Raw genomic sequence first — 25,037 nt, 5'->3', positions numbered from 1 at the left:
GCTACGTTTGCTGGCTTCCCCCATTGCATGCCGGGTCGCTGCTTGATGCCGTAGTCGAGCGGCGGTGTGGCGGCGCTGCGCGCGTCATCCCTGCGCGGCTCGTGGTTTCCCGTGGCATTCCCTCCGGGGCGTCCGCGCGTCGCGCTGATGCCTCGCTCCACCGGCTATCGCGTCACTCCCTCTCAGTTCACCTCTTTCGGCCAGTCCGCGCCGCTGATCCACGCCTTCAGCGCGGCCACTACCGCGGCATCCTGTTCATAAAAGCCGTGATGTTCCATTGCCTCGCAAGGGTTGCCGCGCGCGCTTCCGCCGCTGACTGCAATGAAATCGTGGCCGTCTTCCGCAATGCGCTTTGCCGCACTGAACGAGCAGAGATAGCAGCCGTCGTCGACGTGATGCACGAACAGTTGTCGGGCGTGGATCTCGCCGTAATTGAAGCCGATCAGCGGCAGTGCCTGGCCGCGCGCCGGACTGCTGAGCGTCGAAGTGTGGATCACCGCGTCCCACGTATCGGGCAGGGCACGGCCGAGGTACGCCGAGGAAATCGTGCCGCGGCTCGTGCCGACCAGAACCAGCTTCGCCGTCGGAAGACGTGTACGCAGGTCGGCGACGACCCTGGCGACGTCCTGCGCGTGACGCGGCGAGGCGCGGAACGTGTCGGAGTAGCCGCCGGGTTGATCGGACGGTGCATCGACCAGCGCGGTGGCGAAATGATCATCGACGATCAGGCTGCGCGCCCGCACCAGGAAATTGTTCTTCAGTCGCAGACTGATGCTGCCGCCGCTCGTTTGCGCAAGCTGCAAGGCGCCGTCGCCGCCGGCGAACATCACGAGGACCCAGTCGGGGCGGCTGCCGTCCTTTTGCGTCAACAGGTAAGAGATCGAGGCGTTATCGTCCACGGGCACGCTGACCACCTGTTCCGCCGCGCAGGCGGGCCGCCGTGTGCAAGACGCATGGCAGCAGGACGCAGAACGACGCGGCGAGCCACGTCAACCGGTTGATCAGCCGGTTGAATTCATGCTTGATTGTGCTCAGGTTGGGCATGCTGGATCCTGGGGTTGCGGTGCGAGTGCGGCGCGTGATTCACCCGCTTACGGTCGCATCGCGCCGCATACGTGTCAATACGGCGGCTTGCACGTTAGCCATTCGGCCAGGGCAACGCGGCAATCCCGGATGCCCATTGCCCGGTTGCTGTCCGGCGGGCTTGGCGTGGCGACTGCTCCATGCTTCGCTTTCGTTTGCTTATGTCTCGCCGCGCAGGGCCCGCGGCTTGCGTGTGTGAAGGTGCACGAAACTGGCCATCCGGCCAATGTCCACGGCAGGCGGTTCCTGCGATAATCTGAGGTCTGAATTTCACCGGCGAATCTTCCGACCAGCATGGCCCGAACTAGTGTCCCCAATCCTGCAACCAGCACCCCGGCGGAACGAGCCGTGTGGTTGCGCGCGGAACTCGAACGCGCGAACCACGCGTACTACGTGCTCGATCAGCCGGACTTGCCGGACGCGGAATACGACAAGCTCTTCAAGGAGCTTCAGCAGATCGAGACCGACCACCCGGATCTGATCACGCCGGACTCGCCCACCCAGCGCGTCGGCGGCGAGGCCGCAAGCGGCTTCAGGCCGGTGGTGCACGACCAGCCCATGCTGTCCCTGAACAATGGCTTCGCTGACGAAGATATCGCCGCGTTCGACAAACGCGTGGCCGACACGCTCCACAAGTCGCCGGTCAGCTACGCGTGCGAGCTCAAGTTCGACGGTCTGGCCATTTCGCTGCGTTATGTGGACGGCCGCTTCGTGCAGGCGTCCACCCGCGGCGATGGCGCGACGGGCGAAGACGTCACGGAAAACGTGCGTACCATCCGTTCCATTCCGCTGACGCTCAAAGGCAAGCACGTGCCGAAGCTGCTCGACGTGCGCGGCGAAGTGCTGATGTTCAGGCGCGACTTCGAACGGATGAACGAGCGGCAACGGGCAGCCGGACTCAAGGAATTCGCCAACCCGCGTAACGCGGCGGCCGGCAGTTTGCGCCAGCTCGATCCGAAGATTACGGCGCAGCGTCCGCTGTCGTTCTTCGCTTACGGCATTGGCGTGCTGGATGGCGAGCCGATGCCGGCAACCCACAGCGCGCTGCTCGACTGGTATGCCGAGTTGGGCTTGCCGGTCAACAGCGAGCGCGCGGTCGTCGAGGGTGCCGAAGGACTGCTGGGGTTCTTCCATGCAGTGGGCGAAAAGCGCGACGGCCTGCCGTATGACATCGACGGCGTGGTGTACAAGGTCAATGCCCGCGAAGAGCAGGACGTGCTCGGCTTCGTGTCGCGTGCGCCGCGTTTCGCGCTGGCGCATAAATTCCCGGCGCAGGAAGCCCTGACGAAGTTGCTGGCGATCGACGTCCAGGTCGGCCGTACCGGCGCGATTACGCCGGTGGCGCGGCTTGAACCCGTGTTCGTCGGCGGCGCCACCGTCACGAATGCCACGCTGCACAACGAAGACGAGGTGCGGCGCAAGGACATCCGCATTGGCGATACGGTGATCGTGCGGCGGGCCGGCGACGTGATTCCGGAAGTCGTGAGCGCGCTCATGGACCGCCGGCCGGCCGACGCCGCCGAGTTTGTGATGCCCACGCAGTGTCCGGTGTGCGGCTCGGCCATCGAACGCCTGCCTGACGAAGCGATTGCCCGTTGTACCGGCGGCCTGTTCTGTCCGGCGCAGCGCAAGCAGGCGCTGTGGCACTTTGCGCAGCGTCGCGCGCTCGATATCGACGGGCTCGGTGAAAAGATCATCGATCAGCTGGTCGAACTAAACCTCGTGCGCACACCGGCGGATCTGTTCAACCTCGGTTTTGCGACGCTCGCCGAACTTGACCGCTTTGCCGAAAAGTCCGCGCAGAACCTGCTGGATTCGCTCGAAAAGGCCAAGCACACCACGCTTGCCCGGTTTCTGTACGCGCTGGGGATCCGTCAGGTGGGTGAATCGACGGCCAAGGACCTGGCGAAGCATTTCGGTTCGCTCGATCCGATCATGAACGCTACGCTCGAAGAATTGCTGGAAGTGAACGACGTGGGGCCGGTGGTGGCCGAGTCGATTCATCAGTTTTTCGCCGAGGAGCATAACCGCACAGTGATCGAGCAGTTGCGCGCACCGGGCCGGGTCACGTGGACGGAGGGGCCGCCCGCGCCGAAAGCCCCGCAAGGCGTGCTGGCCGGCAAGACGGTGGTGCTGACCGGCACCTTGCCGACGCTGGCGCGCGAGGAGGCGAAGGAAATGTTAGAGGCGGCCGGCGCGAAGGTGGCCGGTTCGGTGTCGAAGAAGACCGATTACGTGGTGGCGGGCGCCGAAGCCGGCAGCAAATTGGCCAAAGCCGAGGAACTCGGCGTCCCCGTGCTCGACGAAGATGGTATGCGTAAGCTCCTGGAGGGGCAGACAACATGATCCGCGAAATTCTCAAGATGGGCGATCCGCGCCTTTTGCGCATCGCCGCCCCGGTCGATCATTTCGACACCCCCGAGTTGCATGCCCTGATCGGGGACATGTTCGAGACCATGCACGACGCCAACGGCGCGGGACTTGCCGCGCCACAGATCGGCGTCGACCTGCAGGTGGTGATCTTCGGCTTCGGCCATAACGAACGCTATCCCGACGCGCCGCCGGTGCCGGAGACAGTGCTGATCAACCCGACCATCACGCCTGTTTCGCAAGATATGGAGGAGGGCTGGGAGGGGTGCCTGTCGGTGCCGGGGTTGCGCGGCGCCGTCAGCCGTTTCTCGATGATCCGCTATCACGGTTTCGATCAGTACGGCAAACCGATCGACCGCGTCGCCGAAGGTTTCCATGCGCGCGTCGTGCAGCACGAATGCGATCACCTGATCGGCAAGCTGTATCCCATGCGGATCAACGACTTCGCCAAGTTTGGCTTTACCGAGGTGCTGTTTCCGGATCTGGATCCGAATAGCGACGATTGACGCGGCGCGCGCGCACCTACGCACGTGCACGCGGCGGCGGCGGCCGCCGAGGCTTTTGCGCCGCGTTCCTCGGCGCCATAAAAAGGCCCATGCAGTTGCATGGGTTTTTTTGCATGGACGCCTGCAAGATACCGCGGCGCCTGGTGCACGCGGTAATCGCGCCGCGCGCTCAGAACGACTCGTCGTATGCGAGATAACGCCACTGACCCGGCGGCAATGCGCCGAGCGGCACGCTACCCATCCGCACGCGTTTCAGGCCCACCACTTCCAGACCGACCAGTTCGCACATGCGGCGAATTTGCCGCTTCTTGCCTTCGCGCAGCACGAAACGCAGCTGCTCGCCGTTCTGCCAGCTCACCTTGGCGGGCTTGAGCGGCGCGTCGTCGAGTTCCAGGCCGTGACGCAGCAATTCGAGACTTTCGGCCGGGAAATGCTTGTCGATCTCGCTCGTCATCTCGCCCCAGCTCACGCGAACCAGGTACTCCTTCTCGACTTCCGAATGGCCGCCGATCAGGCGCTTGGCGATCCGTCCGTCCTGGGTCAGCACCAGCAGGCCGGTGGAGTCGATGTCGAGCCGTCCCGCCGGCGCGAGCCGGCGCAGATGCGACACCGAGAAACGGATGTCGGAATTGTCGCCTTCCCAACGGTTATCCGGCGTGACGAGCGTAACGGCGGGTTGATAGCCGTCTTCCGCCTGTCCCGAGACATAACCCACCGGCTTGTGAATCAGGATCGTGACGAGGCGCGCCTGGATGGCCTGTGCCGCCGGGTCGATCTCGATACGCTGATCGGGACGGACCTTGGAGCCGAGTGTGTCGACCACTTCACCGTCGACCTTGACCCAGCCGTTTTCGATCCATTCGTCGGCTTCGCGGCGCGAACACAGGCCGAGTTCCGACATCAGCTTGGACAGGCGCAGCGTGCCGGGGGCGTCGTCGTGGTCGCGGCGATTGGCGGCTGGGCGCGGCGCGGAGTCTTCCGGGCGGCCGGGGCGGGCGACCGGCGCGGTGCTGCGCGGCGGCTTTTCGCTGCGGGCAGGACGCTCGTTGAAGCGGCTGCCGGAAGTGGCTTTGTCGCTGCTGCGCGGGGCGCGTGCGCCATCCGGGCGGTCGCTGCGGCCGCCGCGCTCGGCATAGGGCGGCCGGTCGCCGAAGCCGCGTGCGGCCGGGGCGCGCGTGCCGCGATCGTCGCGTGGCGCACGTTCTGGCCGATCGCCATAGGCCCGTTTTACGGGCGTGGCGAACGAGCGCTCGCCGCGTTCGCCAGATCCCGAAGCCGGGCGCTGATCGCGCCCGCCTGCCGGACCGCGGCGTGCCGCGTTTTCATCTCGCGGTGCGCGCTCGAAGGTGCGGCGCGGTTCAGCGCCGGCGCGCTCGGCGCCGAAACGCGGACGCTCGGAAGTACCGCGTCCGCGCGATTCGTCCTGATCGCGCCGTGCGGGGCGTTCGCCGCGCGGGGCAGCGGAGAAGGGACGGCGTGCGTCGTCCGCGCCACGCGGGCCGCTGGGACCGCGTGGGCCGCCGGCTGCCGGCCGCCGCGTGTTTTCATCGCGCGCAAAGCGGGCCGGGCGCTCGCCACGATCTCCCGCCGCGCCGCGCGGAGTACGCTCAGCACCTTCGGCCCGGCGCGGTGCGCCGGTGAATCCCTCGCGGCGCGGCGCACGTTCGCCCCGTTCGCCGTCAAACTTTCGCGGCGCACCCGCATCGCCATCACGGCGCGGTGGCCGGTCCGACGGGGCGCGGCGCGGACCATCGGAGCCGCCTGCATCGCGTTGCCGCGAAAACGAGCCCTCGGGACGTGCGGGACGTGCGCCGGCTGGCGTGCGGCCGGTGTCGCCACTCGCGCCCGCGGGCTTACCCGCCGGCCGCTTGCCGGCACCGCCCGGCGCCCGTTCGCGCGCACCGGCATCCGGTGTGGCGGGCCGTGGCCCGTGGGGGCGGGTCGGCTTGCGCGCGGTCGTACTACCCGAGCGAACAGGGGCGCGTTCGGACGAACCCGAGCGCGGATGCTTGGCTGTCAATTTGACTCGCATGGAATCTCACACTGCGATCGCGCGCAGCAGTTCGGTTTCGACCTGAATTTGCAGGCGGTTGTCCGAGAGGCCGCGTCCGTCCAGCAGGAACACGTCCTCTACGCGTTCGCCGAGCGTATTGATCCGCGCCGATTGGACGCCGACCTGATGCTCGGCCAGCACGCGCGCGACCGAATAAAGAAGGCCTGGCCGGTCGTTCGCCGACACGGACAGGATGTAGTACTGGCCGCGTTCGTCGGCCCGAAGGTCGACGCGCGGCGTAACAGGGAAGGTCCGCGACAGGCGCGACAGGCGCCCCTTCGACGGGTCCGGCAGCAGGGTGCCGTCCGCCGTGAGGCGCGCGGTCAGTTCCTGTTCGACCAGATTGGCGATGTCGCGGTAATGCACGTCGTCCTCGGTGTGCTGGACGATGAAGTTGTCCAGCGCATAACCGTGGCGGGTCGTGCTGACGCGGGCATCGAGAACCGACAGCCCGTTTTTGTCGAAATACGCGCAAATGCCGGCAAACAGGTCAGGGCGGTCCTTCACGTAGACCAGCACCTGCAAGGCTGCGCCGACCGGCGACGGGCGAGCCCGCACGATCGGCGTGGGCGTTTCGACATGGCGATGCAGCACGCGCGTCTGCCACGCGATGTCCGCCGCGTCGTGCCGCAGGAAGTAGCCGACGTCGAGCTTGTCCCATAGCGCTTCATGGGCATTTTCCGGCACCGTTTCGAGTCGCAGCAGCGCGAGCGCCTCTTCCTGGCGCGACTTCAGTTCGGAATGCGCGTCGGGACGCGCGCCGCCGAGCACGGCCAGCGTCGACCGGTAAAGGTCTTCGAGCAGCTTGCCCTTCCAGCCGTTCCACACTTTCGGGCTGGTGCCGCGAATGTCGGCGACGGTCAGGAGGTAGAGCGCCGTCAGGCGCCGTTCGGTGCCGACCAGTTCGGCAAACCGCTTGACCACTTCCGGGTCGCTGGTGTCCTGCTTCTGCGCGACCTGGCTCATCGTCAGATGCTGCTGAACCAGCCACACGGCCAGTTCGCCGTCTTCGTTGTCCATGCCGTGTTCGCGGCAGAAACGGCGCGTATCGGCCATGCCGAGCGCCGAGTGATCGCCGCCGCGGCCTTTGGCGATGTCATGGAACAGCGCCGCCACGTACAGCACCCATGGGCGCTCGAAGTTGGCGATCAGCTGGCTGCAGAACGGGTATTCGTGGGCGTGCTCGGCCACCGTAAAACGGCGCAGGTTGCGCAGCACCATCAGGATGTGCTGGTCGACCGTGTAGACGTGGTACAGGTCGTGTTGCATCTGGCCGACGATGCGGCGGAAATTCAGCAGGTAGCGCCCCAGCACGCTGGTCTGGTTCATCAGCCGCAGGGCGTGGGTGATACCGGCCGGCTGCTTGAGGATTTCCATGAACAGGCGCCGGTTTTCCGGATCGCGGCGCCAGTGCTGGTTCATCAGGTCGCGGGCGTTGTAGATGGCCCGCAGCGTGCGCGCGGACAGGCCCTTCACGCCGGGCGTCAGCTCGTACAGCAGAAACGCTTCGAGGATGGCGTTCGGCTCGCGCTCGAACACGTCGTCACGGGCGATTTCCAGCATGCCCTGCTTTTCGACGAAGCGCGCCGACAGCACGCGCGTAATGCCGCTTGTGTCCGGGAATAATTGCGCCTCGATGTTCTGGATCAGGATCGTCGCCAGTTGGGTGACCGCCTTGGCCGCCCAGTAGTAGCGACGCATCAGCTGTTCGCTGGCACGCTTGGTGGCGGTCGGCTTGTAGCCGAAGCTCTCGGCCACCGCGGTCTGCAGGTCGAATACGAGGATGTCCTGGCGCCGCCCGGCAATCACGTGCAGGCGCGCGCGCAGCGCTTTGAGAAAACCCTCGTTGCGCTCCAGCTCGCGGGCTTCGCGCTCGGTAATCAGGCCGCGCGTTTCCAGTTCGTGCCAGCTGCTGCCGAAACCGGCCGCCTGGGTCACCCACAGGATCAGTTGCAGGTCGCGCAGGCCGCCCGGGCTTTCCTTGATGTTCGGTTCGAGCGCGTATGGCGTGTCCTGGAACTTGGCGTGCCGCTGGCGCATTTCCAGCACTTTGGCCTGGAAGAAGGTGCGCGGATCGAGCGCCTCGCGATAGCGTTGCGCGAAGTCTTCGAACAGCGTCTTGCTGCCGGTGATGCGGCGCGCTTCCAGCAGCGAGGTGCGCACGGTGACGTCGTTGGCGGCTTCTTCGAGACACTGCGCGACGGAGCGCACGCTACTGCCGAGTTCCAGCCCCAGGTCCCACGCGAGACTGATAAAGCGCTCGATGCGCGCCTCCAGATGCGCCACCGGATGGTCGGGCAGCAGCACGAGGATGTCGATATCCGAATGCGGCGCGAGCTCGCCGCGCCCATAGCCGCCGACTGCCAGCAGCGCGAGCGAGGGCGGCAGGTCGCAGGCGTTCCAGGCGGCGCGCAGCGATTCGTCGGTCGCGCGCGCGAGCGCCCCCATCAACGATTCGACGTTGGTGGCGAGCTTGAAGCGTTCCAGCAACCTGGCTTTGGCCACCTTGTAGTCCGCCTTGAGCGATGTCGCGTCGGAAACGGGAACGGCTGGAACACTGCTCATGGGCGCGCGCGAGTGGGAACTCAGGACCGTCAGGCCGTGGTGGCCGCGGCGGCAGAGGCCACGACCGGCGGACGCGCCGGCGTGCCGGCCGAGACAGTCAGCACCTCATAGCCGCTTTCGGTGACGAGCACCGTGTGCTCCCACTGCGCTGACAGGCTGCGGTCCTTGGTTTTCACGGTCCACTGATCCGGCATGGTGCGGATATCGCGCCGGCCGGCGTTGATCATCGGCTCAATCGTGAAGATCATGCCCGCCTGCAGTTCGAAACCGGTGCCGGGACGGCCGTAATGCAGGATCTGCGGGTCTTCGTGGAACACCGTGCTGATGCCGTGGCCGCAATATTCGCGCACCACGCTGTAGCCCTGGCCCTCGGCATGACGCTGGATGGCGTGGCCGATGTCGCCGAGATGCGCGCCCGGGCGCACCTGGTCGATGCCGAGCCACATGCATTCGAAGGTGGTCTGCACCAGCCGCTTCGCCAGAATCGAGCCTTCGCCGACGATGAACATGCGGCTCGTGTCGCCGAAATAGCCGTTCTTGATCACGGTGACGTCGATATTCAGGGCGTCGCCGTTCTTGAGCGTCTTGTCGCCCGGAATGCCGTGACAGATCACGTCGTTGACCGAAATGCAGGTGGCCTTCGGATAGGGCGGGTAGCCGGGCGGCTGATAGTTCAGCGGCGCCGGCACCGTGCCCTGTTCCTTCAGCATGTATTCGTGACACAGACGGTCGAGCTCGCCGGTGGTGATGCCGGCGGTGACGAACGGCGTGATGTAGTCGAGCACTTCGCTTGCAAGGCGGCAGGCGACGCGCATTTGCGCGATATCGTGTTCGTTTTTGAGCGTAATAGCCATGAGTCGGGCCTGAAATGCGATTATTTAAAGATTATCGCACCATATTCCTGCGTTCGCAGGGTTTTGAGAGGGCGATGGGCCGCCGGTCACCGGCAGGCGCAACCGTGGCCTCGATTCGGGGCGGCCGGGCAGGTTGAGTCTACCGATAGTCACGTGCTATAATCTCTGGCTAAGTCGATCCACATTATTCAGTTTTGTGGAGAGGCTGGCCTGTAGCGGATAGTCGTGTCTGATTTCTTTCCGATTGTCCGCGCTACAGGAATGACTCGCAAGCCGGCAGCACCCAGGGTGTTGGCCGCGTCAGGTTTTCGCAGCAGGCGAAAACGGCGCGGCCGATACGGCAGCCGGCTTAAGACCCAACCCTAGCGGAGATTTTCATGGCAGTTACCATGCGTCAAATGCTGGAAGCAGGTGTCCACTTCGGTCACCAAACGCGCTTCTGGAACCCGAAGATGGCCCCCTTCATTTTCGGTCATCGCAACAAGATTCACATCATCAACCTCGAAAAGACGCTGCCGATGTACAACGACGCACTGAAGTATGTGCGTCAGCTGGCAGCCAATCGCGGCACGATCCTGTTCGTCGGCACGAAGCGTCAATCGCGTGACACGATCGCCGAAGAGGCACAACGCGCTGGCATGCCGTTCGTCAACGCACGCTGGCTCGGCGGCATGCTGACCAACTTCAAGACGCTGAAGGTTTCGATCAAGCGCCTGAAAGACATGGAAGCAGCGCTGGAAGCCGGTGAAACGGAACGCATGAGCAAGAAGGAAGCGCTTCTGTTCGAACGTGAAATCGCCAAGCTGCAAAAGTCGATTGGCGGCGTGAAGGACATGGGCGGCATTCCGGACGCAATTTTCGTGGTCGACGTCGGTTACCACAAGATTGCTGTCACCGAAGCCAACAAGCTCGGCGTGCCGGTCATCGCCGTGGTCGACACGAACCACTCGCCGGAAGGCATCGACTACGTGATCCCGGGTAACGACGACGCCAGCAAGGCGGTCGCCCTGTACACGCAAGGCGTGGCCGACGCGATCCTCGAAGGCCGTGCGAACGCGGTCAACGAAGTGGTGCAGGCTGCACGTGGCGGTGAAGGCGACGAGTTCGTCGAGGTCAACGCGGAAGCGTAAAGCTGCCCCGTGTCCGGCAAAAAAGGGGGCTTTCTACAGGCCCCCTTTTTTTAAGTCGTGACACCCGGCGCGGGCGCGAGAAAAATTCGCGCGGCGCGGAAACGAATTCTTGCCGCCGGCATCGAAGTGCGGGCGGTGTGTGAAAGACAGACTTTAGGAGCGAATGATGGCGGCAATTACCGCAAGCATGGTTGCAGAACTGCGCGCAAAGACCGATGCGCCGATGATGGAATGCAAGAAGGCGCTGACGGAAGCCGACGGCGACATGGAGCGCGCTGAAGAACTGCTGCGCGTGAAGCTCGGCAACAAGGCCAGCAAGGCTGCGTCGCGCGTTACGGCTGAAGGCGTGATCTCGTCGTTCATCGGCGGCAACGTCGGCGCAATCGTCGAACTGAACTGCGAAACCGACTTCGTCTCGAAGAACGACGACTTCCTGGCTTTCTCCAAGCAGATCGCCGAACTGGTCGCCCAGCAAAACCCGGCTGACGTCGCCGCGCTGGCCGCACTGCCGCTGGACGGCTCGACGGTCGACGCAGTGCGTCTGGCACTGGTCGGCAAGATCGGCGAAAACCTGTCGATCCGCCGTTTCGTGCGTTTCGACACCGCCAACAAGCTGGCGGCGTACCTGCACGGCACGCGCATCGGCGTGCTGGTCGAATACACCGGCGCGGACGAGCAGGTCGGCAAGGACGTGGCCATGCACATCGCGGCCATGAAGCCGGTTTCGCTGTCGTCGGACGACGTCCCGGCAGACCTGATCGCCAAGGAACGCAGCATTGCCGAACAGAAGGCCGCCGAATCGGGCAAGCCGGCTGAAATCGTCGCCAAGATGGTCGAAGGCAGCGTGCAGAAGTATCTGAAGGAAGTCTCGCTGCTGAACCAGACGTTCGTTAAGAACGACAAGCAGACCATCGAGCAGATGCTGAAGGCAGCAGGCTCGAGCGTGCAGAAGTTCGCGCTGTTCGTGGTCGGCGAAGGCATCGAGAAGAAGCAGGACGACTTCGCAGCAGAAGTGGCCGCGCAAGTGGCTGCTGCAAAGCAGCAATAAGCATTGCCTTGCTTTACCGCAATACCGTTGGACCCGCGGCGGGGCAAGATCCTGCCGCGGTCGGCGGCGCCGCAAGGCTGCCTGCGGGTTGACCCTCGCCGCGCAGCCGCCTCTGGCGAACCTTGGGGTTCGTCAATTTGGCGACGCTTGCCCGAATCAGCATTTCACCCCTACAGTTAGCTCCTTGTTGTTGCCCTGTTCTGCGCGATCTGGATATCCCTATGCCCACAGCCTATAAACGCGTCCTCCTCAAACTCTCCGGTGAAGCTCTGATGGGCGATGATGCCTTTGGCATTAATCGCGCGACGATCGAAAGAATGGTGGCGGACGTGGCCGAGGTCGTGCGCCTCGGCACGCAACTGGCCGTTGTGATCGGTGGCGGCAATATTTTCCGTGGCGTGGCGGGCGGTGCGGCGGGCATGGACCGCGCCACAGCCGATTACATGGGGATGCTCGCCACCATGATGAACGCGCTGGCGCTGCAGGACGCGATGCGCCACGCCGGCATCGAGGCGCGCGTGCAGTCGGCGCTGCGCATGGACCAGGTGGTCGAGCCGTATATCCGCCCCCGCGCGATCCGCCAGCTCGAAGAAGGCAAGGTCGTGATTTTCGCGGCGGGCACCGGCAATCCGTTCTTCACGACGGATACGGCGGCCGCGCTGCGCGGTTCGGAAGTCGGCGCGGAAGTCGTGCTGAAGGCCACCAAGGTGGACGGCGTGTATTCCGCCGACCCCAAGAAAGACCCCACGGCCACCCGTTACACGACCATTAGCTTCGACGAAGCCATCGGCCGCAATCTGCAGGTCATGGACGCGACGGCGTTCGCGCTGTGCCGCGACCAGAAACTGCCGATCCGCGTGTTCTCGATTGTCAAACCGGGTGCGCTAAAGCGCATTGTGCAAGGCGAGGACGAGGGTACGCTCGTCCACGTGTAAACTCTCGTTCACATAACGTGGGCTTTAACGCGGGCCCGGGCCGCCGCTGAACGCGCGCAGGCCGGCTCGCACCGTTTTGAAGGTTCGGAGGTTTAAAAATGTCTGTGGCTGATATCAGGAAGGGCGTCGAGCAGAAGATGCAGCGCTCCATCGACGCGTTCAAGAACGATCTGTCGAAGATCCGCACGGGCCGTGCGCACACGGGCCTGCTCGATCACATCCAGGTCGATTATTACGGCTCGCCGGTGCCGATCTCGCAGGTTGCGAACCTGACGCTGATCGATGCCCGTACCATCGGCGTGCAGCCGTGGGAAAAGAAGATGGTGCCGGTCGTCGAAAAGGCGATTCGCGACTCCGATCTCGGCCTGAACCCGGCCACCCAGGGCGACGTGATCCGCGTGCCGATGCCCGCGCTGACCGAAGAGCGCCGCCGCGAGCTGACCAAGGTTGCCCGCAGCGAAGCCGAAACGGCCAAGATCGCGGTGCGCAATCTGCGTCGCGATGCGAACGAGCAACTGAAGAAGCTCGTGAAAGACAAAGAAATCTCCGAAGACGACGAGCGTCGTGCCGGCGACGACGTCCAGAAGCTGACGGACAAGTTCGTGTCGGAAATCGACAAGCTCGTGACGACCAAAGAAGCCGAGATCATGACGGTCTGAGGCCGCCAGGCTCAGCATCTTCAGGTCTTTACTTCTTTTTTTGCAGTCACTGTCCCAACGGCCATGACCTATACCAGCTCAACCGTTCGCGTACCTGATGTCGCGGCGGTGCCGCGACATATCGCGATCATCATGGACGGCAACGGCCGTTGGGCAACGCAGCGCCGCCTGCCGCGCGTGGCAGGCCATACACGCGGCGTCGACGCGGTGCGTGCCGCCGTCGAAGCGTGCGCGCGTTCCGGCGTCGAATATCTGACGCTGTTTGCCTTCAGCTCCGAAAACTGGCGCCGTCCGAACGACGAAGTGTCGTTCCTCATGCGCCTGTTCGTGACGGCGCTTGAGCGTGAAGTCGGCAAGCTGCACGCCAATGGCATTCGCCTGCGCGTGGTCGGCGACCTGGCGATGTTCGACAAGCGCATCCAGGACCTGATCCGCCGCGCCGAGACCAAAACCGCCCGCAATACCCGTCTCACCCTGACCATCGCCGCCAACTACGGCGGCCGCTGGGACATCATGCAGGCGACCCGCAAGCTGGCCGAGCAGTCGGCGCTGGCGGGCGAAGCCGTCGAGATCAGCGAGGAATCGTTCGCCGAGCATCTCGCCATGGCCTACGCGCCGGAACCCGATCTGTTCATCCGTACCGGCGGCGAGCAGCGCATCAGCAATTTCCTGCTCTGGCAACTCGCCTACACCGAGTTCTACTTCACCGACACCTTCTGGCCGGATTTCGACGCCGAGGCGCTGCGCCACGCGATCGATTCCTATGCGGAGCGCGAACGCCGCTTCGGCCGCACCAGCGCTCAACTCGAGCCGCAATCGCAAAACGTCGATTCGCTTCCATGCTAAAAACCCGTGTTATCACGGCGATCGTCCTGCTGGCGGTGTTTTTGCCGGTCACGCTGTTCGCGCCGGTGGGCGCGTTCGGCGCGCTGATCGCGTTCGTGCTCGTGTTCGCCGCCTGGGAATGGGCGCGTTTGCTGAAGGCGGGCGGCGTCGGTCCGGTGATCTACGCGCTGGTCGCGGCGGCGGCGCTGGTGGCAAGCACCCGGCTTGGCACGGAAGTCAATCCGCCGCGTTCGCTGCTGCAGGCCGCGGCGGTGTTCTGGGTGCTGGCTGGCCCCTATGTGCTGTTGCGCAAGCCGACACTCGCGCAGGGCGCCTGGCGCCCGTTCCTGTTTCTGGCCGGGATTGTGGTGTTCGTCGCCTGCTGGCATGCACTTGTCGCCGCGCGTGCGAAGGGCGTGCCATTTGTTCTGTCCCTGATGCTGGTGGTCTGGCTGGCCGATATCGGCGCATACTTTGCCGGGAAAGCGTTCGGCAAACACAAGCTGGCGCCGTCCATCAGCCCCGGTAAGACGTGGGAAGGCGCGGTGGGCGGCTGGCTGGCTGTCCTGATCGTGGCTTCAGCGGCTATAGTGCTGCATGCGTTCGAGCCGACACTGTTTTCCGCGTTGCTGGAGCGCCTTGGCGCGGTCCGCACGCTGGTCGTCCTGACGATTCTGGTGGTGTTCAGCGTCGTCGGCGATCTGTTCGAATCGATGTTAAAACGACAGGCCGGCGTGAAGGATTCGAGCGGCCTGCTACCAGGGCATGGTGGCGTCCTCGATCGCATCGATGCATTATTGCCGGTGCTGCCGCTCGCCATGCTGCTGCTCGGCTAGAGAAAGAGATATGCAAAAACGTCTGACACTGCTCGGTTCCACGGGCTCGATTGGAGACAGCACGCTCGACGTCGTCGCGCGTCATCCCGAGCGTTTTGCGGTCTACGCGCTGAGCGCGCATCGCAACGGCGACAAGCTCGTCGAACAATGCCTGCGCTTTCAACCCGAAGTGGCCGTGGTCGGCGACGCCGCAACCGCGGCGCAGGTCGCCGCGAAGCTGCGCGAAGCCGGCTGCAGGACCGAGGTGACCTACGGTCCGCAGGCGCTCGTCGATATTTCGAAGAGCGACGGTTGCGATACGGTGGTGGCGGCCATCGTCGGCGCCGCGGGTCTTGCTCCGAGTCTGGCGGCAGCGCGTGCCGGCAAGCGCATCCTGCTCGCCAACAAGGAAGCGCTGGTGATGTCCGGCGCGATCTTCATGGACGCGGTGCGCGATCACGGCGCCGTACTGCTGCCGGTCGACAGCGAACACAACGCGATTTTCCAGTGTCTGCCGCGCGAAGCGGCGCTGCATGGCGGCGTGTCGAAGATCATCCTGACCGCCTCGGGCGGCCCGTTCCGCACGCGCGAACCGGCGAGTCTCGTCAATGTGACGCCGGACGAAGCCTGCAAGCATCCGAACTGGGTGATGGGCCGCAAAATCTCGGTAGATTCCGCCACGATGATGAACAAGGGCCTCGAAGTCATCGAGGCGCACTGGCTGTTCGCGCTGCCGGGCGAGCGCATTGAGGTGCTGATCCATCCGCAGAGCGTGATCCACTCGATGGTGTCGTATGCCGACGGCTCGGTGCTCGCGCAGCTCGGCAATCCCGACATGCGCACGCCGATCGCGCATGCACTCGCATTTCCTGATCGCGTCGATTCCGGCGTGGCGCAGCTCGACCTCGTGCAGGTCGCATCGCTGTCGTTCGAGAAGCCGGACTATGCGCGCTTTCCGTGTCTCGCGCTGGCCATGAAGGCGCTCGCCGAGGGCGGCATCGCCAGCGCGGCGCTGAACGCCGCCAACGAGATCGCCGTCGACGCCTTCCTCGCCCGCAAGATCGGCTTCATGGCGATTGCCCAGGTGGTCGACGCCGTGCTGAACGCGTTGCCCAACCGCAGCGCGCATGCCCTCGAAGACGTCATCGAAGCCGACGCGGCCGCACGCCGCGCGGCTGCCGACTTTATCCAGCGTCTGCCGCAAGACGCCGTTCGCGCGGAAGGTGCCGTGCAGTGAGGCGAATATGAACCTGCTGATCGAAGTGCTCGCCTTCGCCGTTGCAATCGGCGTGCTCGTGGTGGTCCACGAGTATGGCCACTACAGTGTCGCGCGCTGGTGCGGCGTGAAAGTGCTGCGCTTTTCGATCGGGTTCGGTAAGCCGCTGGTGCAGTGGGTCAGTCCGAAGACCGGCACCGAATGGACGATTGCCGCGTTGCCGCTGGGCGGCTACGTGAAGATGCTCGACGAGCGTGAAGCGGACGTGCAGATTCCTGCCGGGCAGTTGCCGCACGCGTTCAACCGCCAGCATGTCGCCAAGCGTTTTGCGATTGTCGCAGCGGGGCCGGTGGCCAATTTCATCCTGGCCATCGTGCTGTTCGCCGCCGTGTTTGCCACCGGCGTGAGCGAACCCGCTGCGATCGTCGCCGCGCCCGCGGCGAATACGCCGGCGGCGCTGGCCGGTTTCGACGGCGGCGAGACGGTGGTCGCCGTGCGTAATTCGGACGGCGGTCGCGGCGAGCCGGTCCGTTCATGGTCCGACTTGCGCTGGAAACTGCTCGGCGCCGCGTTCGATCATCACCGCGTGATCCTGAGCGCCAAAGACAGCCACGGCACCTCCGATTTCCCGCTGGATCTGCGCGACGTCGCCGAGAAGGACGTCGACGACGATTTCATGTCGCATCTGGGCTTCGAGCCGGGCGGCGGCAAGCTGATCGTCGCGGGCGTGCAGGCCGGCAGCGCGGCGCAACACGCGGGCCTCGCAGCGGGCGACCGGCTGGTGTCGATCGACGGCAAGCCGGCCGATAACGCCACCGCGTTCATCGCCTACGTGAAGACGCACGCAGGCAAGCCCATGACGCTGCAGGTCGAGCGTGGCGGCGACGCCCAGCAGGCCGGCAAGAGCGAAGAGATTCATGTGGTCCCGCTCGCGCAGCGCGACGACGCGACCGGCGAGTCGATTGGCCGGATCGGCGCGGAACTGGCCACCCAGGTGCCGTCCATCCAGGTTCGCTATGGGCCGATCGAGAGCCTGCAACTGGGCGCGCACCGCACGTGGGATCTGGCGGCGTACTCGGTACGCATGTTTGGCCGCATGCTGACCGGCGAGGCGTCGCTGAAAAATCTGTCAGGCCCGGTGACGATTGCCGACTACGCGGGTAAGAGCGCCAGACTTGGCCCTTCGGCGTTTCTGTCATTCCTGGCCTTGGTGAGTATCAGCCTGGGGGTACTTAACCTACTGCCTATTCCGGTATTGGACGGAGGGCATCTGTTATATTATTTGGTTGAAGCTGCAACCGGCAAAGCGGTTTCAGACCGCCTGCAGCTCGTTCTCCAGAGAGCCGGGCTCGCCTGTATCGTCGCCTTGTCGGCGATCGCGCTGTTCAACGATCTGGCTCGTCTGATCCATTTTTAAAATGTCTGGCGGCGCTCACGGAAGGGGCCGTCCGGCAGGTTTGGCCTGAGATTGAGGACGGTCCTGGTTGATCAATTGCTCCGGTCGGCACCCGGTCGATAACGGCAATCTGACCGTCGCCGCCGGCGCTGACCTGAAATTCGGCGTTCCATTCCCGGAAGTCGATACGGTATATTTCGGCGCGGGTCTCGTGCGGCGCGGCGTTGCTGCTGCCACGGCCGGGGCGGTCAACCCTGGACGATCCGCAGGAATTGCCATGCAGGCGGCAGCGGGATGCGGCTGATGCGGCACAGCGGCAATCAGCACCAGAAATTCCAGTTCCAGCTTGGAACGGCATTCTGATTGGAGGGTCCGGGCTTATCCCGGACCTCTTTACAGTATCGAGAGGATGACTTTGCGAACCGGTATGTTTTCGAAACGTTTGGTGGGCGCGCTTGCGCTGGCGATGACTTTGGGCGTTGGAGTAGCGCACGGGCAGGAAGCCAGAATTGCGGCCGTCAACTCGGATCGTATCCTGCGCGAATCGTCTGCCGCGAAGGCTGCCCAGACCAAGCTGGAGGCCGAGTTCGCAAAGCGCGACAAGGATCTGCAGGACATGGCGCAGAAGCTGAAGTCAATGTCCGACGCGCTGGACAAGAACGGCCCGTCGATGTCCGCCGCGGACCGCGCCGAGAAGCAGCGCGATCTGTCGCAACTGGACACCGATTTCCAGCGCAAGCAGCGCGAATTCCGCGAAGACCTGAACCAGCGCCGCAATGAAGAACTGGCCGCCGTCCTCGACCGCGCCAACAAGGTGATCAAGCAGATCGCCGAGCAGCAGCACTACGACCTGATCGTTCAGGAAGCGGTGTATGTCAGTCCGCGTATCGACATTACCGACCAGGTGCTCAAGGCGCTGGCGGCGGCGCCCACGAACGGCACCTCGGGCGCGTCGTCCACGAATAACGGCAACTGAACAGCAGGAGCAGTACACGCATGGCTTTCACGCTCGAGGACATCGTCCGGCGTTTCGGCGGTGAAGTAGTTGGAGACCGGTCGCAGCGCGTGGGCAGTCTGGCGCCGCTCGACCAGGCTGGCCCGAACCAGCTGGCGTTCCTCGCCAATCCGAAGTATCTGTCCCAGGTCGAGACCACCGGCGCCGGCGCCGTGCTGATCAGCGCCGACGATCTCGCGAAGCTCGGCGAGCAGGGCGGCCGTAATTTCATCGTCACGCCCAATCCCTACGCTTACTTCGCGCGCGTCGCGCAGGCTTTCATCGATCTGGCCGCGCCCAAGGCCGCGCCGGGCGTGCATCCCAGCGCAACGATCGATCCTTCGGCGCAGATCGCGCCGAGCGCGGTAATCGGTCCGCACGTCACGGTGGAAGCGGGCGCCGTGATCGGCGAGCAGGTTCGGCTGGATGCGAACGTGGTGGTCGGTCGTGGCACGCGCATCGGCGCGGGCTCGCATCTCTATCCGAACGTCAGCGTCTACCACGGCTGCAAGATCGGCGAGCGCGTCATCGTGCACGCCGGCGCGGTGATCGGCTCGGATGGCTTCGGCTTTGCGCCGGACTTTACCGGCGAAGGCGAGGCCCGCACCGGCAGTTGGGTGAAGATTCCCCAGGTGGGCGGCGTGTCGATTGGCCCGGATGTCGAAATCGGCGCCAATACGACCATCGACCGCGGCGCGATGGCCGATACCGTCATCGAAGAATGCGTGAAGATCGACAACCTGGTGCAGATCGGCCATAACTGCCGGATCGGCGCCTACACGGTCATCGCCGGTTGCGCGGGCATCGCCGGCAGCACGAATATTGGCCGGCATTGCATGATTGGCGGCGCGGTCGGCATTGCCGGACACGTTACACTGGCTGACTATGTGATCGTCACGGCGAAGTCGGGCGTCTCGAAGTCGCTGTCGAAGCCCGGCATGTACACGAGCGCGTTCCCGGCGGTCGAGCACGCCGACTGGAACCGCAGCGCGGCCTTGCTGCGCAACATCGACAAGCTGCGCGACCGTATCAGGGCGCTGGAGAAAGCCGCGGCAGCCGGCGCGCCGGGCCACGCGGCGTGAGCGCCGCTCAGGCAGCCGCCGGCGGTCTGGCGGCTGCTGCGCACGAGGGCTCGTGCGCTAGAGTTCGCACATTGAAGCGCGTGCATCAACCCAGGCAGCGATTCAAGCAACAAGCCACGCAGCAAACCATGTAGGCAGTACCGGTTGCAGTCACCGGAGCATGGACTGCCGTGGCGCCTCAAGCGGTGGCAGCAGGCACGCATCCACCGAACCGTATCCGCAGTCATCATCGCGCGTCAATGCGTGAGCAGAAACACCATGAGCACCGAAAAAATCAATCTCGACATTCATAAGATTCTCAAGCTGCTTCCGCATCGCTACCCGATCCTGCTGGTCGACCGGGTGCTCGAACTCGAGCCGCACAAGAGCATCAAAGCGCTGAAGAACGTGTCGATCAACGAGCCGTACTTCATGGGCCACTTCCCGAGCCGTCCGGTGATGCCGGGCGTGCTGATCCTCGAAGCGCTGGCGCAAACCGCCGCGCTTCTGACGTTCTCGGAAGAGCCGCATGATCCGGGCAACACGCTGTACCTGTTCGTCGGCATCGACAATGCGCGCTTCAAGCGCGTGGTGGAGCCGGGCGATCAGCTCATTCTGAACGCAACGTTCGAGCGGCATATGCGCGGCATCTGGAAGTTCAAGGCGCGCGCCGAGGTGGACGGTGCGGTGGCGGCGGAAGCCGACCTGATGTGCGCGGTTCGCCACACGGACACCGACGGCCAGTAATGGACTGCCAGCAGGGACGGCATCCATATAACGCAACGCAATCAGAAGCGAGGGCGCATGAGCAGGATTCATCCCACTGCAATCGTCGAGCCGGGCGCGCAGCTCGACGAAACGGTTGAAATCGGACCGTATGCCATTGTTGGCCCGCATGTCACGATTGGCGCGGGCACGACCATCGGTTCGCACAGCGTGATCGAAGGTCATACGACGATTGGCGAAGACAACCGCATCGGCCACTATGCATCGGTCGGCGGTCGGCCGCAGGACATGAAGTACAAGGACGAGCCCACGCGGCTTGTGATCGGCAATCGCAACACGATTCGCGAATTCACCACGATCCACACCGGCACGGTTCAGGACGCGGGCGTCACCACGCTCGGCGACGACAACTGGATCATGGCCTACGTGCACCTCGGACACGACTGCCACGTGGGCAACAACGTCATTCTGGCGAGCAACGCGCAGATGGCCGGCCACGTGACGATCGGCGATTACGCCATTGTCGGCGGCATGTCGGGCGTACACCAGTTCGTGCGCATCGGCGCGCATTCGATGCTGGGGGGCGCCTCGGCGCTCGTGCAGGACATCCCGCCGTTCGTCATCGCGGCCGGCAACAAGGCGGAGCCGCACGGCATCAACGTCGAAGGCCTGCGGCGCCGCGGTTTTTCGCCGGACGCCATCTCGGCGCTGCGCGCCGCGTACCGCCTGCTGTACAAGAACGGCCTGTCGCTCGAAGAAGCCAAGGCGCAACTGGCCGAGCTGGCTTGTGCCGGCGGCGACGGCGATGCACCGGTGAAGGCGCTGGTCGACTTCGTGGTCGCGTCGCAACGCGGCATCATCCGCTAAGCGATGGTCCTGCAACCCAATCCGCTCCGCGTCGCGATGGTGGCCGGCGAGCCGTCCGGCGACCTGCTGGCCGCGTCGCTGCTCGACGGCCTCACGAGCCGTCTGCCGGCCGGCACGCAGTACTACGGTATCGGCGGCCCGCGCATGGCCGCGACGGGCTTCGACCCTCACTGGCCGATGGAAAAGCTGTCGGTGCGCGGTTATGTCGAAGCGCTACGGCACATTCCCGGCATTCTCAGCATCCGCAACGAGCTGAAACGGCAGTTGCTGGCCGAGCCGCCGTCGGTATTCGTCGGTGTCGACGCGCCCGATTTCAACTTCGGCCTCGAGCACGGCCTGCGCGAGGCGGGTATTCCAACCGTCCACTTCGTGTGTCCGTCCATCTGGGCATGGCGTGGGGGCCGGATCAAGAAGATCGCCAAGGCGGTCGACCACATGCTGTGCGTGTTTCCGTTCGAAACCGCGCTGCTGGAAAAGGCCGGCGTCACAGCGACCTACGTGGGCCATCCGCTCGCCGACGAAATTCCGCTGGTGCCTGACACACAGGCCGCGCGTCGCACGCTCGGCCTGCCGGAAAGCGGACCGGTGATCGCCGTGCTGCCAGGCAGCCGGCGCTCCGAAATCAATCTGATCGGCCCCACGTTTTTCGCGGCCATGGAGTTGATGCAGCACCGCGAGCCGGGTGTGCGGTTCGTGATGCCGGTGGCCACGCCCGCTTTGCGCGAACTGCTGCAACCGTTGATCGACGCGAGCCCTGGCCTCGCGCTCACGCTGGTCGAAGGCCAGGCGCAGGTAGCGATGACCGCCGCCGACGCGATCCTCGTCAAAAGCGGCACGGTGACGCTCGAAGCCGCGTTGCTGAAAAAGCCGATGGTGATTTCCTACAAGGTACCCTGGCTGACCGGTCAGATCATGCGTCGTCAGGGCTATCTGCCCTACGTGGGGCTGCCGAATATCCTGGCGGGGCGCTTCGTGGTGCCGGAAATCCTGCAGCACTTCGCGACGCCCGAGGCGCTCGCCGATGCCACCTTGAAACAGTTGCGCGACGAAGCCAACCGGCGCACGCTGACGGAAATTTTCACGGAGATGCATCACGTGCTGAAGCAGAACACAGCCCAGCGTGCCGCGGAAGTGGTGGCGAACGTGGTCGAAACGCGCAAGGTGCGTCGATGACGGCTGCGCGCGCGCCCCGGCGCAAAGCCGCGTTGCTGGCCCAGCAACCGGGCTTGAACTTCAACGCGGCGGACGAGATCGTCTGCGGCGTCGACGAAGCGGGGCGCGGACCGCTGGCCGGTCCAGTGGTGGCCGCGGCGGTGATTTTCGATCCGTCGAAACCGATGATTCGCGGTCTCGACGACTCGAAGGCGCTCACCGCCAAAAAGCGTGACGAACTGTACGACAAGATCGTCGAGCGGGCTTTGGCGTACTGCGTCGCCTCGGCCTCGGTCGAAGAAATCGACACACTCAATATTTTGCACGCGACCATGCTGGCGATGAAGCGCGCCGTCGAAGGGCTCGCAGTGACGCCGACGCTGGTGAAGATCGACGGCAATCGGTGCCCGGTGCTGAGCATCCGCAGCGAGGCGATTATCGGCGGCGACGCGCTGGTCAAATCCATTTCGGCGGCGTCGATTCTCGCCAAGGTCACGCGCGACCGGATGCTGCTGCAGCTTCATCAAAACTTCCCGGTGTACGGCTTCGACGCGCACTCCGGCTACGGCACGCCGCAGCATCTGGCGGCACTGCGCGAACACGGCCCGTGCGAGCATCATCGGCGCTCGTTTGCGCCGGTTCGGGAAGCGCATCTGCGCATCGCCGGCATCAAGGTGGACGTGAGCCTGCCGGGCGCGGCTCCGCTGGTCGCCGCTGAAGTCATGGACGCCGCGTGGGACGAGCCGTTCAGCGGCACTTCGTTTTCCTCGTGATCCGTTGAGCCGCCGCCACGCCGACATGCCCGCGCGGCTGCTCCATTGCGCGCCTTTTTCACTTTCTCACTGTCTTCACCGCCTGTGAAAGCCATCACCTCGCGGGACAATCCGCTCTACAAACGCCTCAAGGCATTGGCCGGCTCGACGCATCAACAGCGTCGCAGCGGCCACGCGCTGCTCGAAGGTTTTCATCTGGCGAGTGCTTATCTGGAGGTGGCCGGGCAGCCGGAAACCTGTCTGATTACCGAGGGCGCGCTGCGTCATGAGGAAGCGCAGGCCATCGTCTCGCGGATCGACGAACATCGGCTCGTGACGCTGCCGGACGCGCTGTTCGGTCAGTTATCGAACGTGGTCAACGGGGTGGGGATTCTGCTGCTGGTCGAGAAGCTCGCGCCCGCGTTGCCGGAACGGGTGATGCAGACCTGTGTCGTGCTGGATGGCGTGCAGGACGCGGGCAATGTCGGCTCGATTCTGCGCAGTGCCGCTGCCGCAGGTATCCAGCAGGTGTTTTGCGCGCCGGGCACGGCTTACGCGTGGTCGTCGAAAGTATTGCGCTCGGGCATGGGCGCGCATTTTCTGCTGCAGATCCACGAAGACGTCGAACCGCATACGCTGATTGAACGTCTCGCCGTGCCGGTGGTGATTACGGACTCGCACGGCGCCGAGGCGATCTACGACTGCGACCTGTCCGGGCCGCTCGCGTGGGTGATGGGCAATGAAGGCGCGGGCGTGTCGCAGCCGTGGCGCGATGCGGTCACGTTGCGGGTGACGATTCCGCAGCCGGGCGGGATGGAATCGTTGAATGTGGCGGCGGCTGCCGCTGTGTGCCTGTTCGAGCAGTGCCGCCAGCAGCGCGGCGGCGGCGCGCGTTAATTTCGCGCCGCGCTACGCCACACCACGCCGGGCCGGGTCGGGCGTCACCCGCCAAGCCCGGCGTTGATACCGGCGTGAATACCCGCGTTGACACCTGCGTCAATTCGTCAATTCAGTACCCCGGACGATCCAGCTTGATCTCCTGCAGGATCGTCGTCGCAATCTCTTCGATCGACTTGTGCGTCGACGAGAGCCACTTGATCCCTTCGCGCCGCATCATCCCTTCCGCTTCGTTGATCTCGTAACGGCAGTTCTCCGGCGCCGCGTACTTGCTGCCCGGCCGGCGCTCGTTGCGGATCTCCGAGAGCCGCTGCGGATCGATCGACAGCCCGAACATCTTGCCGCGATGTTCGAGCAGCGGCGTCGGCAGCTTGCCGCGTTCGAAATCTTCCGGAATCAGCGGATAGTTGGCCGCCTTCACGCCGTATTGCATCGCCAGATAGAGGCTCGTCGGCGTCTTGCCGCTGCGCGACACGCCCACCAGAATCACGTCCGCGTCGGCCAGATTGCGGTTCGATTGACCGTCGTCATGGGCGAGCGAGAAATTAATCGCCTCGATACGGTTCTTGTACTCCTCGGTGTCCGCGTTCTGGTGGCCGCGGCCCATCGCGTGGCTCGATTTCAGTTCCAGTTCCTGTTCGAGCGGCTCGACGAAAGTCTGGAACATGTCCAGCACCAGCGCGTTGGAGCCCTTGACGATCTTGTTCGACGCACTGTCGACCAGCGTCGTGAAGACGATCGGCCGGCGGCCGTCCTGCACGAGCGCTTCGTTGATCTTTTCGAGCGTCGCGTAGGCCTTTTCGGTGGAATCGACAAAAGGCACCCGCACCAGGCGGAATTTCTGGTCGAACTGGGAGAGGATCGAATGCGCGAAGGTTTCGGCAGTGATCCCGGTACCGTCGGAGACGATGAATACGGTGGGCGGCATCAGTGGGGCAGGGAACGTGTGTGGAAAATGTCACTCGAATCTAACAGCGTCGCAGCGATGCCCACTGTACGGTGGCTAACCGGAATGTGCGTGCAAAGCATCCGGAAGCCACCGCGCAATCTTCAGAGGCGTCGGCGCGGCGCGCCGGGCGCCGCTTGCGCGCCCCGACTCCCTCGGCCTCGCAATGAGCCCGACGGCAGGTCCG

At 64.6% G+C, this 25,037-nt stretch carries 23 protein-coding genes; 18 read left to right on the top strand and 5 right to left on the bottom strand.

Annotated elements, in window-relative coordinates; translation table 11 throughout:
- Positions 1-182: 182 nt before the first annotated feature.
- Positions 183-905, bottom strand: coding sequence for a hypothetical protein (locus tag FQ755_RS32455; RefSeq protein WP_186308723.1), 723 nt, complete (start codon positions 903-905; stop codon positions 183-185).
- Positions 906-1,377: 472 nt separating this feature from the next.
- Here FQ755_RS32455 and ligA point away from each other — a divergent pair, with 472 nt between their 5' ends.
- Together ligA and def are read left to right on the top strand one after the other, a co-directional pair.
- Positions 1,378-3,429: an NAD-dependent DNA ligase LigA gene (ligA, locus tag FQ755_RS32450; RefSeq protein WP_144161006.1), complete on the top strand. Its 2,052-nt coding sequence runs from the start codon at positions 1,378-1,380 to the stop codon at positions 3,427-3,429.
- Positions 3,426-3,959, top strand: a complete 534-nt coding sequence (def, locus tag FQ755_RS32445; protein ID WP_144161002.1) for a peptide deformylase — start codon at positions 3,426-3,428, stop codon at positions 3,957-3,959. Before ligA ends, def begins: the two co-directional genes overlap by 4 nt.
- A gap of 169 nt (positions 3,960-4,128) precedes the next feature.
- Here def and FQ755_RS32440 read toward each other — a convergent pair whose 3' ends face one another.
- The 3 genes from FQ755_RS32440 to map are packed head-to-tail and all read right to left on the bottom strand — an operon-like array spanning position 4,129 to position 9,431.
- Entirely contained in the window at positions 4,129-5,991 is a 1,863-nt protein-coding gene (locus FQ755_RS32440; protein ID WP_144160999.1) for a pseudouridine synthase, read from the bottom strand.
- Between the two features lie 6 nt (positions 5,992-5,997).
- Positions 5,998-8,577: a [protein-PII] uridylyltransferase gene (locus FQ755_RS32435; protein ID WP_144160994.1), complete on the bottom strand. Its 2,580-nt coding sequence runs from the start codon at positions 8,575-8,577 to the stop codon at positions 5,998-6,000.
- Positions 8,578-8,606: 29 nt separating this feature from the next.
- Complete coding sequence (map, locus tag FQ755_RS32430; protein ID WP_144160991.1) at positions 8,607-9,431, bottom strand: type I methionyl aminopeptidase; 825 nt, start codon at positions 9,429-9,431, stop codon at positions 8,607-8,609.
- 377 nt (positions 9,432-9,808) lie between these two features.
- On the opposite strand from map, the gene rpsB reads away from it, so the two are divergent.
- The 16 genes from rpsB (at position 9,809) to FQ755_RS32350 (ending at position 23,904) form a co-directional block, all read left to right on the top strand.
- The gene (gene rpsB, locus FQ755_RS32425; RefSeq protein WP_144160988.1) at positions 9,809-10,561 is read left to right on the top strand and encodes a 30S ribosomal protein S2; all 753 of its coding nucleotides are present in this window, start codon (positions 9,809-9,811) and stop codon (positions 10,559-10,561) included.
- 166 nt (positions 10,562-10,727) lie between these two features.
- The gene (gene tsf / locus FQ755_RS32420; RefSeq protein WP_144161464.1) at positions 10,728-11,609 is read left to right on the top strand and encodes a translation elongation factor Ts; all 882 of its coding nucleotides are present in this window, start codon (positions 10,728-10,730) and stop codon (positions 11,607-11,609) included.
- A gap of 221 nt (positions 11,610-11,830) precedes the next feature.
- Entirely contained in the window at positions 11,831-12,544 is a 714-nt protein-coding gene (gene pyrH, locus FQ755_RS32415; RefSeq protein ID WP_074264280.1) for a UMP kinase, read from the top strand.
- Positions 12,545-12,642: 98 nt separating this feature from the next.
- Positions 12,643-13,203 carry a ribosome recycling factor gene (gene frr / locus FQ755_RS32410; protein ID WP_144160984.1) on the top strand — a complete coding sequence of 187 codons (561 nt, stop codon included), beginning with the start codon at positions 12,643-12,645 and terminating at the stop codon, positions 13,201-13,203.
- Positions 13,204-13,266: 63 nt separating this feature from the next.
- Entirely contained in the window at positions 13,267-14,049 is a 783-nt protein-coding gene (uppS, locus tag FQ755_RS32405) for a polyprenyl diphosphate synthase (protein ID WP_144160981.1), read from the top strand.
- Complete coding sequence (locus FQ755_RS32400) at positions 14,043-14,864, top strand: phosphatidate cytidylyltransferase (protein ID WP_144160978.1); 822 nt, start codon at positions 14,043-14,045, stop codon at positions 14,862-14,864. Before uppS ends, FQ755_RS32400 begins: the two co-directional genes overlap by 7 nt.
- A gap of 10 nt (positions 14,865-14,874) precedes the next feature.
- On the top strand, positions 14,875-16,080 hold the full coding sequence (locus FQ755_RS32395; protein ID WP_144160975.1) for a 1-deoxy-D-xylulose-5-phosphate reductoisomerase: 1,206 nt from the start codon (positions 14,875-14,877) through the stop codon (positions 16,078-16,080).
- Between the two features lie 7 nt (positions 16,081-16,087).
- Positions 16,088-17,476, top strand: a complete 1,389-nt coding sequence (rseP, locus tag FQ755_RS32390) for an RIP metalloprotease RseP (protein WP_144160972.1) — start codon at positions 16,088-16,090, stop codon at positions 17,474-17,476.
- 67 nt (positions 17,477-17,543) lie between these two features.
- Positions 17,544-17,759, top strand: a complete 216-nt coding sequence (locus tag FQ755_RS32385) for a hypothetical protein (RefSeq protein WP_144160969.1) — start codon at positions 17,544-17,546, stop codon at positions 17,757-17,759.
- Between the two features lie 105 nt (positions 17,760-17,864).
- Positions 17,865-18,431: an OmpH family outer membrane protein gene (locus FQ755_RS32380; RefSeq protein WP_409937794.1), complete on the top strand. Its 567-nt coding sequence runs from the start codon at positions 17,865-17,867 to the stop codon at positions 18,429-18,431.
- 20 nt (positions 18,432-18,451) lie between these two features.
- Positions 18,452-19,531, top strand: coding sequence for a UDP-3-O-(3-hydroxymyristoyl)glucosamine N-acyltransferase (gene lpxD, locus FQ755_RS32375; protein WP_144160966.1), 1,080 nt, complete (start codon positions 18,452-18,454; stop codon positions 19,529-19,531).
- A gap of 258 nt (positions 19,532-19,789) precedes the next feature.
- Entirely contained in the window at positions 19,790-20,257 is a 468-nt protein-coding gene (fabZ, locus tag FQ755_RS32370; protein ID WP_074299615.1) for a 3-hydroxyacyl-ACP dehydratase FabZ, read from the top strand.
- A 57-nt stretch (positions 20,258-20,314) separates the two neighbouring features.
- On the top strand, positions 20,315-21,103 hold the full coding sequence (gene lpxA, locus FQ755_RS32365) for an acyl-ACP--UDP-N-acetylglucosamine O-acyltransferase (RefSeq protein WP_144160963.1): 789 nt from the start codon (positions 20,315-20,317) through the stop codon (positions 21,101-21,103).
- Positions 21,104-21,106: 3 nt separating this feature from the next.
- Complete coding sequence (gene lpxB, locus FQ755_RS32360; RefSeq protein ID WP_144160960.1) at positions 21,107-22,276, top strand: lipid-A-disaccharide synthase; 1,170 nt, start codon at positions 21,107-21,109, stop codon at positions 22,274-22,276.
- Complete coding sequence (gene rnhB / locus FQ755_RS32355; RefSeq protein ID WP_144160957.1) at positions 22,273-23,028, top strand: ribonuclease HII; 756 nt, start codon at positions 22,273-22,275, stop codon at positions 23,026-23,028. The genes lpxB and rnhB overlap by 4 nt, the downstream gene beginning before the upstream one ends.
- A gap of 84 nt (positions 23,029-23,112) precedes the next feature.
- Positions 23,113-23,904, top strand: coding sequence for a TrmH family RNA methyltransferase (locus FQ755_RS32350; protein ID WP_144160954.1), 792 nt, complete (start codon positions 23,113-23,115; stop codon positions 23,902-23,904).
- A gap of 112 nt (positions 23,905-24,016) precedes the next feature.
- Here FQ755_RS32350 and FQ755_RS32345 read toward each other — a convergent pair whose 3' ends face one another.
- Positions 24,017-24,832: a pyruvate, water dikinase regulatory protein gene (locus tag FQ755_RS32345; protein ID WP_144160951.1), complete on the bottom strand. Its 816-nt coding sequence runs from the start codon at positions 24,830-24,832 to the stop codon at positions 24,017-24,019.
- Positions 24,833-25,037: the final 205 nt, after the last annotated feature.

Source organism: Paraburkholderia sp. BCC1885, assembly GCF_900996235.1.
Lineage (GTDB): Bacteria > Pseudomonadota > Gammaproteobacteria > Burkholderiales > Burkholderiaceae > Paraburkholderia.
The sequence above is the reverse complement of the archived record's forward strand: the minus strand, read 5'-3'. Positions and strand labels throughout refer to the sequence as shown.

Excerpts from the sequence above, each read along its gene's own strand:
- lpxD (WP_144160966.1), top strand. The coding sequence starts at position 18,452 with ATGGCTTTCACGCTCGAGGACATCGTCCGGCGTTTCGGCGGTGAAGTA.
- frr (WP_144160984.1), top strand. The coding sequence starts at position 12,643 with ATGTCTGTGGCTGATATCAGGAAGGGCGTCGAGCAGAAGATGCAGCGC.
- FQ755_RS32380 (WP_409937794.1), top strand. The coding sequence starts at position 17,865 with ATGACTTTGCGAACCGGTATGTTTTCGAAACGTTTGGTGGGCGCGCTT.
- map (WP_144160991.1), bottom strand. The coding sequence starts at position 9,431 with ATGGCTATTACGCTCAAAAACGAACACGATATCGCGCAAATGCGCGTC.
- rseP (WP_144160972.1), top strand. The coding sequence starts at position 16,088 with ATGAACCTGCTGATCGAAGTGCTCGCCTTCGCCGTTGCAATCGGCGTG.
- rnhB (WP_144160957.1), top strand. The coding sequence starts at position 22,273 with ATGACGGCTGCGCGCGCGCCCCGGCGCAAAGCCGCGTTGCTGGCCCAG.
- rpsB (WP_144160988.1), top strand. The coding sequence starts at position 9,809 with ATGGCAGTTACCATGCGTCAAATGCTGGAAGCAGGTGTCCACTTCGGT.
- FQ755_RS32400 (WP_144160978.1), top strand. The coding sequence starts at position 14,043 with ATGCTAAAAACCCGTGTTATCACGGCGATCGTCCTGCTGGCGGTGTTT.
- uppS (WP_144160981.1), top strand. The coding sequence starts at position 13,267 with ATGACCTATACCAGCTCAACCGTTCGCGTACCTGATGTCGCGGCGGTG.
- pyrH (WP_074264280.1), top strand. The coding sequence starts at position 11,831 with ATGCCCACAGCCTATAAACGCGTCCTCCTCAAACTCTCCGGTGAAGCT.
- FQ755_RS32395 (WP_144160975.1), top strand. The coding sequence starts at position 14,875 with ATGCAAAAACGTCTGACACTGCTCGGTTCCACGGGCTCGATTGGAGAC.
- tsf (WP_144161464.1), top strand. The coding sequence starts at position 10,728 with ATGGCGGCAATTACCGCAAGCATGGTTGCAGAACTGCGCGCAAAGACC.
- FQ755_RS32345 (WP_144160951.1), bottom strand. The coding sequence starts at position 24,832 with ATGCCGCCCACCGTATTCATCGTCTCCGACGGTACCGGGATCACTGCC.
- lpxA (WP_144160963.1), top strand. The coding sequence starts at position 20,315 with ATGAGCAGGATTCATCCCACTGCAATCGTCGAGCCGGGCGCGCAGCTC.
- FQ755_RS32440 (WP_144160999.1), bottom strand. The coding sequence starts at position 5,991 with ATGCGAGTCAAATTGACAGCCAAGCATCCGCGCTCGGGTTCGTCCGAA.
- FQ755_RS32435 (WP_144160994.1), bottom strand. The coding sequence starts at position 8,577 with ATGAGCAGTGTTCCAGCCGTTCCCGTTTCCGACGCGACATCGCTCAAG.
- fabZ (WP_074299615.1), top strand. The coding sequence starts at position 19,790 with ATGAGCACCGAAAAAATCAATCTCGACATTCATAAGATTCTCAAGCTG.
- def (WP_144161002.1), top strand. The coding sequence starts at position 3,426 with ATGATCCGCGAAATTCTCAAGATGGGCGATCCGCGCCTTTTGCGCATC.
- lpxB (WP_144160960.1), top strand. The coding sequence starts at position 21,107 with ATGGTCCTGCAACCCAATCCGCTCCGCGTCGCGATGGTGGCCGGCGAG.
- ligA (WP_144161006.1), top strand. The coding sequence starts at position 1,378 with ATGGCCCGAACTAGTGTCCCCAATCCTGCAACCAGCACCCCGGCGGAA.